Genomic DNA, 11,959 nt, shown 5'->3' with positions numbered 1-11,959 from the left:
CCGCGATGCAACGATCCGTCCCGTATCATGCCGTTCTCGGCGCGCTGATGGTGCTGGTCCTTTCGGGAATCAGCCTGTTCGTCGGGGTGTCCGACCTGTCGGTGCGGGACGTGCTTGCAGGAGGCGACGAGGCCATGATCTTCATGGTCAGCCGTATCCCGCGCACTTTGGCGATCATCCTGACCGGGTCCTCGCTGGCCATTGCGGGGCTGTTGTTCCAGATGTTGGCGCGAAACCGCTTTGTGGAACCGTCAACGGCGGGCACTGTCGAAAGTGCGGGGCTGGGCCTGCTGGTTACGATCCTGTTCTTTCCAGCGTCGTCCGTCTTCGTGAAAATGCTGATCGCGTCGGGTTTTGCCATCGCGGGTACGTTGCTGTTTCTGCGCATTCTCAAATCCGTGCCGCGTTCCTCGCCGTTGCTCGTGCCGCTGGTCGGCTTGATGCTGGGGGGCATCATCGGATCGGTTGCGACCTTTTTCGCCTATCGTTTTGATCTGCTGCAATTACTTGGCACATGGACGAACGGAGAATTTTCCGGCGTGCTTAAATCCCGCTACGAATTGTTGTGGCTAACCGCTGTGCTGGCCGGCGTCGCATACCTTGCGGCCGACCGCTTCACCATACTGGGCTTGGGCGAGGATGTGTCCGTCACGCTTGGGCTGAACTTCGCGCAGGTGCGCAACCTTGGTCTGGTCATCGTCTCGGTGATCTCGGCGGTGATCGTCGTGACGGTCGGCGCGATCCCGTTTCTGGGGCTGGTCGTGCCCAACATCGCCAGCCGCATGGTCGGTGACAACCTGCGGGCCAGTGTGCCCTGGGCTGCCGCGTTGGGCGCGTCGATCCTGCTGGTCTGCGATATGATCGGGCGCGTGATCCGCTACCCGTACGAGGTTCCCATCGGTACCGTTTTCGGCGTCGTGGGGTCTGCGCTATTCCTGTATCTGCTGCTCGGGAAGCGGTCCCATGCTGCCTGATACGGGTTGGCGCATAGCGGCGTTGGCGGGCCTGGGTCTGATCGCGGCGGCGATGTTCATGACCATTGGCATCCCGCCCGGCGCGTTCGATTTCGCCATTGCCTTCCGCGGCACCAAGCTGGCGGGGCTGATCCTTGTGGCCTATGCCATCGGTGTCTCGACTGTCCTGTTTCACACGGTCACGGGGAACCGCATACTGACCCCATCCATCATGGGATTCGACGCGCTCTATCTTCTCGTCCAGATCGGCTTGGTTTTCACATTGGGCGGCAGCGGCATGCTGGCGATCCCGGAGCAGTGGAAATTCGTGGCCGAGGTCATTCTGATGATGGGCTTTGCGTCTGCGCTGTTTCTGTGGCTGTTCGGAGAAAGTGGGCGGAGCCTGCATCTGACCTTGCTGGTGGGCATCATCTTTGGCGTGCTTTTCCGCAGCCTGTCGAGTTTCATGTCGCGTCTGATCGACCCGTCGGAATTCGTCGTGGTGCAGGGCGCCAGCTTTGCGAGCTTCAATGCAATCAATGAAGACCTGCTGATGATCAGCGCGGTTTTGTGTCTGGCGACATTGCCTTTCCTGTGGAGCGTATATCGCAAACTGGACGTGCTGGCTTTGGGGCGCGACCACGCGATCAATCTTGGCCTGTCCTATCGCCGTCTTGTGCTGACGGTGCTGTGTGTCGTCGCGATGCTGGTCTCGGTGTCGACGGCACTTGTTGGGCCAATCACCTTTTTCGGGCTGCTGGTTGCACATCTGACCTACATCATTGTGGGCGACAGCCGGCACGGTGCGACACTGCCTGCGGTGGTGCTTGTGTCGGCGGCTGTGCTGATCGGCGGGCAAGCGGTGTTTGAGCATGTTCTTGGCCTGCAAGGTGCGCTGTCCATCGTCATAGATTTTCTTGGGGGCCTCGTGTTCCTGTTCCTATTGCTCAGGGGGTATTCGCGATGATCCGTATCGAGAATGTCTGCCATCGAATTGGTGATGCGGACATCCTGTCCGACGTATCCTTGTCCATCCCAAAAGGTGGCATTACCGCACTGATCGGCCCCAATGGTGCCGGCAAATCCACGTTGCTTTCGCTGATGAGCCGTTTGAGCAGGTTGCAATCGGGCAGTGTCAGTTTCGATGGGCTGGATGTTGCGACCACGGATAGCGAGGAACTGGCCCGCAAGCTGTCGATCCTGCGGCAGGAGAATTCGCTTGGCTCGCGGTTGCGCGTGTCGGAACTGGTCGGTTTCGGCCGTTATCCGCATCACAAGGGTCGCGTTACCGTCCAGGATCGCGAGAAGATTGACGCGGCAATCGCATTGCTGCGTCTTGATGATTTGCGCGACCGGTTCATGGATGAGCTGTCCGGCGGCCAGCGGCAACGTGCTTTCGTCGCGATGGTGCTGGCGCAGGACACGGACTACATCCTTCTGGACGAACCGTTGAACAATCTGGACATGAAGCATGCGCGCGACATGATGCAGCAGCTTCGCCTTGCCGCCGATAGGCTGCGCAAGACCATCGTGATCGTCGTTCATGACATCAATTTCGCGGCGCTCTATGCGGACCGGATTGTCGCTTTGAAGGATGGCGAAGTCCATTCCATCGGCACGCCCTCGCAGATCGTCACTCAATCGCAGCTCCGGGATATCTTTGATCTGGAAATCCAGGTGATCCAGATCGACGGGCAGCCCGTCGCCATCCATCATATCGATCCCATACCGACCGAAAGGCAACGCGCATGACAACGCCGCAACACGCCGAACTGACCGCCAAAGGCCGTCTTGTCGGGGAAATCCCCGCGAATACAATGCAGATCATCGCCGATGAAATCCGCGAGCATGGCTATACGTTGGATCACCATGCTTCGGATGAAATCCGGTCCAGCATGGGCGGTGGCGGGCTTCAGGTGCTTTGGCGAGACGAGGCGCTGGAGGCACATCTTCACGGCGCTGACGATGTGAAACTGCATATGATCCGTGAAGGATTCCTGCATTTTCTGGATCACGCCGATCCATCGTTGGCGGATCGGGTCATATGGACCGGCCATCGCCTGATTGACAAATACCCACCCAATTTCCGTGTGGGCGAAGTCGTATCCGTCAAACCACATGGCAAGGCTTACTTTCGTGTCAAGATGAAGATCGACGACGTCGAATCCTTCACCGCGCCGGCAATGCATTTCCGCATGTGGCTGCCAGAGCCGGGGTGTGACCCTGTTTGGCCGTATCTGTCGGAAACTGGGCGCACTATCTGGCCCGGCAAGTCTGACGGCATGCACGATCCGGTTTATACGTTCATTGCGGCGGATGCTGCGACCGGGGAAATTCAGTTCGACGTTTTTCGTCATGAGGGTGGACGCGTGACGGAATGGTGCCAGTCCGTCCAAGCCGGCGTACAGGTCGGTCTGTCCGGTCCCGGCGGCGGTCGTCAGCCAGAGCAGAACTGGTTGCTGATGGGTGGTGACGAGACCTCGCTGCCGGCGATCAGACGCATCCTTGAACGAGCCGATGCCGGAACGGAAGGCCATGTTTTCATCGAGATCGAAGGTGCGCATGTGATCGAGGAGTTTCCAGCCCCTGATGGCGTCATCATTGAATGGTTGCAGCGTGACAAGCCGGGACAGTTGTTGGACCGGATGAAGGCGATTCCGTTGGCAGAAACCGACCGGCATGTCTGGTTGGCCACGGAAAAATCACAGGTGCAGCAGGCGCGCAGCTATTTCCGGGACGAGGTCGGGATCGCCGCTCAGGAAAGCTATTTCTCGGCTTATTGGACGCGCGGGAATTGATCTAGCGGTTCACGTCCGACCAGCATGGCAGAAGGTCGTCTTTGGTTGGACTTGCCGCATATATGGCGCGGGCAATGGCACGAGCCAGACATTGGGCCGCCCCGTGACCGATTTGCAAAATGTCCAGCGGGGGATCTGACAGCGGCTTGGCGCCGGTCGCCGCCGCGAAGACGAGATCGCCATCCATCGGCGTGTGCGACGGGACGATGGCGCGGGCCATACCGTCATGTGCGGCTGTCGCGACGCGATGGGCCTGAGGTTTGGTCAATTGGGCGTCAGTGGCGACAATCGCGATCGTTGTGTTGCCAGCTTGGCGCCGCATGTCGGTTTTAAGCGGCAGACGCGCTGCGGGATCGAGGGTGGTATCCTGTCCGACGCCGCCGAATTCTCCGTTCAGCTCGACCTGTGCGGCCCAAAAGTGCCTGTTGCCCGGGGTCGTCACGGAACCCAGCGGGTTCGCCGCGACCAGCGCCCCCACGGTGATGCCATTTTCCAGAATGGCCGACGCTGAGCCAAGTCCACCCTTGAGTGTTGCAGTGGTGGCCCCTGTGCCCGCGCCCACGCTGCCGAGTGCGAAGTCCTGCCCGGCAACGGCGTAGGCGTGCTCCCCAAGGTTGCGATAAGGGTTACTTGACCATGACTTGTCGCCACCATTAAGCAGATCGAAAAGGATCGCAGCAGGAACGATAGGAACGCGTATGCCACCGACCGCGAAGCCCCGATCGTCCTCGCGCAGCGCATCGACCACGCCGGATGCAGCATCCAGCCCGAACGCGGACCCGCCCGACAGCACCAGCGCGTCGACCTGTTCCACCGTCTTGTCGGGGGCCAGCAGATCGGTTTCGCGGGTTCCCGGTGCGCCGCCCATCACATGCACTGCTGCCGTAAAGGGCGCGTCAGCCGTCAGGACGGTCGTGCCCGACTTGACCGCATCATTCTGAGCATTGCCGACACGCAAACCAGCAACGTCGGTAATGAGGTTTCGGGGTCCGGGTCTGATCATGTAGTCCTCTGGGTTCAGATGCAGCGGCCACCATCGACTTCCATGCAGACGCCGGTGACCATGCTGGCTTCGTCCGAACACAGGTAGCACGCAGCGTTGCCCATGTCGTCCGGCGTTGAGAAGCGCCCCATGGGAATGGTAGACAGGAACTTCGCCCGGATTTCCGGTGTATCCTCGCCCATGAAGGATTTGAGCAATGGTGTCTCGCCTGCGACGGGGTTGATCGCGTTCACCCGGATGCCTTCGGGGGCCAGTTCAACCGCCATGGACCGTGTGGCGGTGATCATCCAGCCCTTGGACGCGTTATACCAGCTTAGCCGAGGCCGCGGACTGACCCCCGCCGTAGAGGCCACATTCAGGATCGAGCCGGTCTTGCGGGCTTTCATATGTGGGACAATATGCCGGGCGGTCAGATAGACCGATTTGGCATTCACCGCCAGAACCCTGTCGAAATCGTCTTCGCTGATGTCTTCCATCGGTGCGGGCAGATGCGTGATGCCGGCATTGTTCACCAGAATGTCGATCTGGCCCATCCTGTCGATGGCGGCGCTCGTCATGCGCGCGACCTCATCGCTTTTGGCGACATTGCATTGAAATGCTGACACACTTTCGCCCAGTTCGTCTGCCAGCGCCTCGGCAGCGTCCAGGTTCAGATCGACGATCATCACCCTTGCCCCTTCCGTCGCGAACTTGCGGACAATGCCTGCACCGAAACCCGATGCCCCACCTGTCACAATAGCTGTTTTACCTGCCAGTCTCATCTTGTCCTCCTACCCGTGAAGTGCAGCGACGGTTTTGAGCGTTGTGAAGCCGTAGAGCGCTTCGAACCCTTTCTCGCGACCGTGACCGGACAGGCCGGTGCCGCCAAAGGGCAGCTCTACCCCGCCACCCGCACCGTAATTGTTCAAAAAAACCTGTCCTGACCGCAATGCCCGCGCCAGCCGCATTTGCCGTGCCCCGTCGCGTGTCCAGACGGACGCGACCAGCCCGAACTTGGTGCCGTTGGCGATGGCTACCGCGTCTGATTCATCCTGAAACGGAATGACCACTTGCACCGGGCCGAAAATCTCGTCCTGCGCCAGCGCGTGGTCGGGCGAAACGCCCGCGAACAGATGCGGCGCGATGTAGTTGCCGTCGCTCGGGGCATCGTCCATGATCCGGCCCTTTGCGACCATCTCCAACTGGCCGCCCTGTTCGAGAAAACTGGAAACGATCTTTTTCTGCTTCGCGGAAATCAACGGTCCCACATCGAGATCGGCCATCGCTGGGCCAACCCGCAACGCGCTGTAGTGCTCAGCCATGCGCGACATCACCTCGTTATAGACCCCGCGTTGAACCAAGATCCGTGACGATGCGGAGCAGGTCTGGCCCGCGTTTTGGATGCCAGCATTTACCAGAAATGGCAGCGCCGCATCTAGATCGGCATCATCAAACACAAGCTGCGGGGACTTGCCGCCAAGCTCCAACGTGACCGGAACGACGTTTTGCGATGCGGTCGACTGGATCAGCTTGCCGACGCCAACGGAGCCGGTGAATGAAATGTGATGGATGCCCGGATGCGATGATAGCGCGGCCCCAGCTTCCTCTCCCAGACCCGGAACGACGTTCAATGCGCCTGCCGGCAGCCCAGCTTCGCGGGCAATGTCCGCGAAGGCAAGTGCGGTCAGACAGGCCTCTTCGGCGGGTTTCAGAACGGCGGCGTTACCCGTGGCCAGCGCCGCCCCGACCGAGCGCCCGATGATCTGCATGGGATAGTTCCACGGGATGATGTGCCCTGTCACGCCGTGTGGCTCGCGCAGCGTGTAGACGGTGTAGCCATCCAGATAGGGGATCGTTTGTCCATGGAGCTTGTCTGCTGCGCCTGCGTAGAACTCCATGTATCGCGCAAGAGCGACGGCGTCGGCCTTGGCCTGTTTCAGCGGCTTGCCAACATCGGTCGCTTCGATCCGGGCCAGGGCGTCGACGCGTTCCAGCACGATTTGACCGATGCGGGCCAAGACGCGCCCGCGCTCTGGTGCTGTCATGCGGCCCCAGTCACCCTGTCGCGAGCGTTCGGCTGCGTTGACGGCTTGGTCGATATCCGCAGCGCCGCCTTTTGCGATTGCACCGATCTCTTCGCCCGTCGAGGGATCAAAGATCGGCAGCGTGTCGCCAGATTCAGCCTTTCGCCACTGACTGTCGATGAAGCAAAGGGATGGTGCAAACCAAAGATCGGGTAGGGGCATCAGGTATCCTTATCGTCAAGCGGCAGGCAGAACAGGGGCCGCCGTCAACAGCTTTTGTGTGTAGGGGTGTTGTGGAGTGGTAAAGACCTGCTCGGTCTCACCCTGTTCGACAAACTCGCCTGCCTGCATCACGAGCACGCGATCCGTAATCGATCGCACCACGGACAGATCATGAGAAATGAACAGGTAGCTCAGGTCGAACTGCGCCGACAAATCTGCCAGAAGATCGAGTATCTGAGCCCGGATCGACACATCGAGTGCGGACACGGCTTCGTCCAGAATGATCAATTCGGGCTTGATGATCAGTGCGCGCGCTATGGCAATGCGCTGGCGCTGCCCTCCCGAAAACTCGTGGATGTACCTGTTTCGGTCATCGGGAGACAAACCAACGCTGGTCAGGGCCTCTGCGATGGCCGCGTCGCGCGCGGTCCCTGTCGGCGGGTTGTCCAGCAGGTGGAAAGGCTCCGTCACCAGCCGCCCAACCTTGTGACGCGGATTAAAGGAACCGTAGGGATCCTGAAACACGACCTGCATCTTGCGCCGGACGGAACGGCTGGCATTTCCATGCGTGAAGACAGGTTCGTCGTCCAGAGTGATCTCGCCCGCCTGCACGTCTTCTAGCCCCAGAATCGCACGGGTCAGGGTGGATTTACCGCAGCCGCTTTCACCGACCAGCCCAAGACTTTCGCCCCGTTTCAGGTCAAAGCTGACCCCTTTGACAGCGCGGAAAGTGCCGTGCTTGCCAAACCATCCGGAGCGAGGCGTATCGTATTCGCGCACGACATTGCGAACGCTCAGAAGCGTGTCTTCAGCGAGATGCTCCTGCCGGTCCGGCTGATGCGCGGAGGCTGCAAACAGCGCTTTGGTGTAGGGGTGCGTCATTTGGCGGTAGAGCATCTTTGCGTCGCCCGCCTCGACCACCTCGCCGTTCAGCATGATTGTGATCCGGTCGGCAAGATCTGACACAACGGCCAGATCATGGGTGATCATCATCAGGCCCATGCCGTCTTCATCCACCAGCCGCCGCAATAGCGTAAGAATTTGTGCCTGAGTGGTCACATCAAGTGCCGTTGTTGGTTCATCCGCGATCAGCAGCTTGGGTTGCAGCGCAATGGCCATGGCAATGACGACGCGCTGCCGCTGCCCGCCGGACAATTCGTGCGGGTATCGGCTGAGCGGAAAGCGGTCGGTGGGAAGCTCGCACCGCTCCAGCGCATCCTGTGCGCGCCGCAGTGCATCTGCGCGAGAGGTCTTGGGTTCATGGATGCGGATCGTTTCAGCCACCTGATCGCCAATCGTCTTGACCGGGTTCAGCGCGGTCATGGGTTCCTGAAACACCATGCCGATGTCGCGCCCGCGCATTCTGCACAGGGACGGTTCATTCAGCTCGAGGAGGTTGCGATCTTCAAGCAGGATCTCACCGCTCACCCGCGCACCATCGGGTAGAAGTTGCATGACGCTGAAAGCGGTCATCGATTTGCCCGAGCCGCTTTCCCCGATCACGCCCATCACTTCGCCGGGTGCTATCGACAGCGAAACGTCCCGCAAGATGGGGTAGCCGTGTATGGACAAGGACAGGTTGCGGATGTCGAGCAGGCTCATCAGCGGGCCTTTCGGATCTTGGGGTCGAGAAGGTCGCGCAACCCGTCGCCGGCAAGGTTCAGGCCCAGCACGGTCAGCACAATGGCGAGGCCGGGGAAGATCGCCATATGTGGTGCAAGCGAGATCATCGTTTGGCTTTCGGCAAGCATCCGTCCCCAGCTCGGAGTTGGAGGCTGTGCGCCAAGCCCTACATAGCTGAGCGACGCCTCGGCGAGTATGCCCATCGAAAACTGGATGGTTCCCTGCACGATCAGCAGGTTCATTACGTTTGGCAGGATATGCTCGGCGGAGATACGGGTGGCACCCTTTCCCGCGACGCGCGCGGCGAGGATGTAGTCGAGTTTCCACAGCGACAGCGCGGCCCCGCGTGTAACGCGGGCGAAGACGGGGATGTTAAAGATGCCGATCGCGATGATCGCGTTCACAGCAGACGGGCCGAAGATGGCAGTGATCAGGATGGCAATCAGCAGCGATGGAAAGGCGAAGACCAGATCATTGCCCCGCATGATGAACTCATCAAGGAAACTGCCGCGCCTGGCGGCGGCTGTCAGGCCAAGCGGCACGCCAATCCCCATCCCGATCCCTACCGCGACGAGTGCTACGGCAATGGAAGTGCGCGCGCCCACCATGATCATGGAAAAGATGTCGCGTCCAAAATGATCCGTGCCGAACCAATGCAACATGGAAGGTGGCTGGAGTTTGGAAGCAACATCGATCTTGGTGACGTCGAAAGGTGTCCAGGCGAAGGAAAGCAGGGCAGCCCCGGCAAAGATCAGGGTCAGTGTCAGCCCGATCATCAGGCCGCGAGATCTGAAAACGGCGCGCGCGATGGCGATATCCTGCATCACTGCCGCCCCCGAAGGCGCGGATCGACCCACGCATAGGCCAGGTCGACCGCGAAATTCACGACGATCACAGCAAAGACCAGCATCATCACTACGCTTTCAACAACGATCAGGTCACGTTGAGAAATGCTCTGGAACACAAGCCGTCCGAGACCGGGCAGGAAGAAGACGTTCTCGATGATGATCGCGCCTGCCAGAAGGAACGAGAATTGCAGCCCGACGATGGTCAGAACCGGAATGAGCGCATTGCGCAGCGCATGCCGCCACAACGCCTGTTTTCGGGTCAGCCCCTTTGCCCGGCAGGTGCGGATGTAGTCTTCGGACAGGGTGTCCAAAAGCGATGATCGCATGACTCGCGCAAGGATCGAGGCCTGTGGCAGGGCCAGCGCGATAGCCGGTAGGGTGAGGGCCTTCAAGGCGACCCAAAACCCTGCGTCCCAACCGGGAAATCCGCCTGCCGAGAACCAGCGTAAATTGATGGCAAAGACCAGCACCATCAGCATTGCGAACCAGAAGTTGGGGATCGCCACGCCCAATTGCGTGGCCCCCATCACCGTGACATCCGTGGCCGACCCGCGACGGGATGCGGCCAGAATGCCAACTGGAAACGCGACCAGAACGGTCAGTGAAAGAGCATAGAGGGCGAGCGGAAGTGATATCCACAGCCGTTCGCCAATAATGTCGGAAACCGGTGTCCGATAGGTATAGGAGACACCGAAATCACCTGTCAGCATTCCGCCGATCCAGTTCAGGTATCGCTGATATAACGGGACATCGAGGCCGAGTTGTTCACGCAAGGCGGCGACCGTATCGGGCTGCGCGTTCACGCCCAACATGAAGCTTGCCGGGTCACCGGGTACGATCTCAATCGCTGCGAAAATCACGATGCTCGCGACAATCAGGCTGATGATCAGCGATTGCAGACGTTTCAGGGTGTATCGGATCATGCTGTATCGCTGTTAGGGGATGTCCCGGCGGCCATAGCGCCGGGACCAGGGATCATTCGGCCCAATGGACGGCGGTCAGATCGACGGCTTGGGTCGGTGCGTCCGCCCAGATGCCTTCCAGACCCGTTTTGACCACGCTCATCAGCGGCAGCTGAAACAGGTATCCGTTCACATAATCATCCGCGATAATCTGTTGAGCCTGTTGCCATAACTTGCTGCGGCCTTCCGGATCGGCGGTGGCGGTCAGTGTCTCGATCACCTGCTGGAAATCGGGGTTGTCGTATTGGAAATAGTAGTCGGGACGCGCGTAGATTCCGATATCCATCGGTTCGGTGTGCGACACGATTGTCAGGCCGAAATCCTTGCCGTTGAACACGTTTTCCAGCCACTGCGCCCATTCGACATTGGTGATTTCAGTCTCGATTCCAACCTCACGAAGCTGGGCGGCGATGATCTCGCCGCCGCGCCGGGCGTAAGAGGGCGGCGGCAGTTTCAACGTCGTGGTAAACCCGTCGCCGTAGCCCGCTTCTTCCAGCAATTGTTTGGACCTTTCAGGATCGTAATTCGACTGCTCGGTCAGGTCGACATAGTCGGGGTTGTGCGGTGCGAAATGCGTGCCGATGGGCTCGCCATAGCCGAACATCGCACCGTCGATCAGCGCGCTACGATCAATCGCATGGGCTACAGCCTCACGCACCTTGGGATCGTTGAAGGGCTCCGCGCCGTTGTTCATGGCCAGGATCGTTTCGCCCTCGGTCGATCCCACGAGCACGCGAAAGCGTGGGTCGGCTTCGAAATTCGCGAGGTTTTCAGGCGCAGGATAGGAGTAGAAGGCATCTACATCCTCGGCCATCACGGCCGCGAAGGCGGCGGATGGGTCCGAGATGAACTTGAAAGTCGCTGTGTCCAGTGCCGCAGGCGTGCCCCAGTAGTCGGGGTTTTTCACCAGGTCGATGCTGTCGCCCTGTGTCCAGTCGGAAAACTTGAATGCGCCGGTGCCAATGGGATTGGACTTGATGTCCTCGATGCTTTCCGGAGCGACGATCACGGCGTCACCCCATGCCATGTTGAACAAGAAGGATCCATCCGGCTCGCTGAGAGTAACTTTCACGGTCAGCGAATCCACGGCTTCGACGCTTTCGATCCCCTCAAACAGCGCCTTCTGTGCGTTAGCAGATTCTTCTGCGCGAGCGCGATCCAAGGTGAATACAACGTCCTCGGCGGTCAGATCTGTGCCGTCGTGAAATGTCACGCCTTCGTGCAGATGAAAGGTGTATTCCGTGCCGTCCTCAGAGATTTCCCAGCTTTCGGCCAGACCGGGATCGACCGACCCGTCAGGACCGAAACGGGTCAGCCCCTCGAAGACATTGGAATACAGCACCTGATCAATCGCACCGGCTGCGGCGCCGGTCGGGTCAAGATGCGGCGGCTCCAGCTGCAGACCAACGGTGACATCGCCGGCCGCCTGTGCGGCGCCGAGGCCTGCAAGCAAGGCGAATGACGAGGCGAAGGCCGACGTTCTGAGAAGGTTATTCATCTGGGCTATCCCCTGTTGGTTCCCGTGTTGTGGCCCGATTGATCGGACT

Annotated in this window: 11 protein-coding genes; 4 read left to right on the top strand and 7 right to left on the bottom strand. The window is 59.9% G+C overall.

The features are described from left to right. Positions 1 to 5: 5 nt before the first annotated feature. The 4 genes from FPZ52_RS18655 to FPZ52_RS18640 are packed head-to-tail and all read left to right on the top strand — an operon-like array spanning position 6 to position 3,751. Positions 6 to 974 carry an ABC transporter permease gene (locus FPZ52_RS18655; RefSeq protein WP_146367091.1) on the top strand — a complete coding sequence of 323 codons (969 nt, stop codon included), beginning with the start codon at positions 6 to 8 and terminating at the stop codon, positions 972 to 974. Then, on the top strand, positions 964 to 1,920 hold the full coding sequence (locus FPZ52_RS18650; protein ID WP_146367090.1) for an iron chelate uptake ABC transporter family permease subunit: 957 nt from the start codon (positions 964 to 966) through the stop codon (positions 1,918 to 1,920). Before FPZ52_RS18655 ends, FPZ52_RS18650 begins: the two co-directional genes overlap by 11 nt. Then, positions 1,917 to 2,705: an iron ABC transporter ATP-binding protein gene (locus FPZ52_RS18645; RefSeq protein WP_146367089.1), complete on the top strand. Its 789-nt coding sequence runs from the start codon at positions 1,917 to 1,919 to the stop codon at positions 2,703 to 2,705. Before FPZ52_RS18650 ends, FPZ52_RS18645 begins: the two co-directional genes overlap by 4 nt. Further along, a complete protein-coding gene (locus FPZ52_RS18640; RefSeq protein WP_146367088.1) occupies positions 2,702 to 3,751 on the top strand; it encodes a siderophore-interacting protein in 1,050 nt (349 codons plus the stop codon). Before FPZ52_RS18645 ends, FPZ52_RS18640 begins: the two co-directional genes overlap by 4 nt. 1 nt (position 3,752) lies before the next feature. Here the strand turns inward: FPZ52_RS18640 and FPZ52_RS18635 are convergent, their stop codons facing one another. From FPZ52_RS18635 to FPZ52_RS18605, 7 genes are read right to left on the bottom strand one after another with little or no spacing between them, the layout of a single operon-like run. Further along, positions 3,753 to 4,751 carry a P1 family peptidase gene (locus tag FPZ52_RS18635; RefSeq protein ID WP_146367158.1) on the bottom strand — a complete coding sequence of 333 codons (999 nt, stop codon included), beginning with the start codon at positions 4,749 to 4,751 and terminating at the stop codon, positions 3,753 to 3,755. A gap of 17 nt (positions 4,752 to 4,768) precedes the next feature. Beyond that, positions 4,769 to 5,515, bottom strand: coding sequence for an SDR family oxidoreductase (locus FPZ52_RS18630; RefSeq protein WP_146367087.1), 747 nt, complete (start codon positions 5,513 to 5,515; stop codon positions 4,769 to 4,771). A gap of 9 nt (positions 5,516 to 5,524) precedes the next feature. Beyond that, positions 5,525 to 6,979 carry an aldehyde dehydrogenase family protein gene (locus tag FPZ52_RS18625; RefSeq protein ID WP_146367086.1) on the bottom strand — a complete coding sequence of 485 codons (1,455 nt, stop codon included), beginning with the start codon at positions 6,977 to 6,979 and terminating at the stop codon, positions 5,525 to 5,527. A gap of 15 nt (positions 6,980 to 6,994) precedes the next feature. After that, positions 6,995 to 8,581, bottom strand: coding sequence for an ABC transporter ATP-binding protein (locus FPZ52_RS18620; RefSeq protein WP_146367085.1), 1,587 nt, complete (start codon positions 8,579 to 8,581; stop codon positions 6,995 to 6,997). Then, complete coding sequence (locus FPZ52_RS18615) at positions 8,581 to 9,426, bottom strand: ABC transporter permease (protein WP_146367157.1); 846 nt, start codon at positions 9,424 to 9,426, stop codon at positions 8,581 to 8,583. Before FPZ52_RS18615 ends, FPZ52_RS18620 begins: the two co-directional genes overlap by 1 nt. Beyond that, positions 9,426 to 10,373: an ABC transporter permease gene (locus FPZ52_RS18610; protein ID WP_146367084.1), complete on the bottom strand. Its 948-nt coding sequence runs from the start codon at positions 10,371 to 10,373 to the stop codon at positions 9,426 to 9,428. Before FPZ52_RS18610 ends, FPZ52_RS18615 begins: the two co-directional genes overlap by 1 nt. A gap of 52 nt (positions 10,374 to 10,425) precedes the next feature. Then, positions 10,426 to 11,910 (bottom strand): ABC transporter substrate-binding protein, encoded by a 1,485-nt coding sequence (locus tag FPZ52_RS18605; RefSeq protein WP_146367083.1) that lies wholly within the window; start codon positions 11,908 to 11,910, stop codon positions 10,426 to 10,428. Positions 11,911 to 11,959: the final 49 nt, after the last annotated feature.

The sequence above is a fragment of the Qingshengfaniella alkalisoli genome (assembly GCF_007855645.1).
Taxonomy (GTDB): Bacteria; Pseudomonadota; Alphaproteobacteria; order Rhodobacterales; family Rhodobacteraceae; genus Qingshengfaniella; species Qingshengfaniella alkalisoli.
The sequence above is the reverse complement of the archived record's forward strand: the minus strand, read 5'-3'. Positions and strand labels throughout refer to the sequence as shown.

Coding starts and splice junctions, on each gene's coding strand:
- FPZ52_RS18630 (WP_146367087.1), bottom strand. CDS start 5,515: ATGAGACTGGCAGGTAAAACAGCTATTGTGACAGGTGGGGCATCGGGT.
- FPZ52_RS18615 (WP_146367157.1), bottom strand. CDS start 9,426: ATGCAGGATATCGCCATCGCGCGCGCCGTTTTCAGATCTCGCGGCCTG.
- FPZ52_RS18640 (WP_146367088.1), top strand. CDS start 2,702: ATGACAACGCCGCAACACGCCGAACTGACCGCCAAAGGCCGTCTTGTC.
- FPZ52_RS18645 (WP_146367089.1), top strand. CDS start 1,917: ATGATCCGTATCGAGAATGTCTGCCATCGAATTGGTGATGCGGACATC.
- FPZ52_RS18655 (WP_146367091.1), top strand. CDS start 6: ATGCAACGATCCGTCCCGTATCATGCCGTTCTCGGCGCGCTGATGGTG.
- FPZ52_RS18650 (WP_146367090.1), top strand. CDS start 964: ATGCTGCCTGATACGGGTTGGCGCATAGCGGCGTTGGCGGGCCTGGGT.
- FPZ52_RS18610 (WP_146367084.1), bottom strand. CDS start 10,373: ATGATCCGATACACCCTGAAACGTCTGCAATCGCTGATCATCAGCCTG.
- FPZ52_RS18605 (WP_146367083.1), bottom strand. CDS start 11,910: ATGAATAACCTTCTCAGAACGTCGGCCTTCGCCTCGTCATTCGCCTTG.
- FPZ52_RS18620 (WP_146367085.1), bottom strand. CDS start 8,581: ATGAGCCTGCTCGACATCCGCAACCTGTCCTTGTCCATACACGGCTAC.
- FPZ52_RS18625 (WP_146367086.1), bottom strand. CDS start 6,979: ATGCCCCTACCCGATCTTTGGTTTGCACCATCCCTTTGCTTCATCGAC.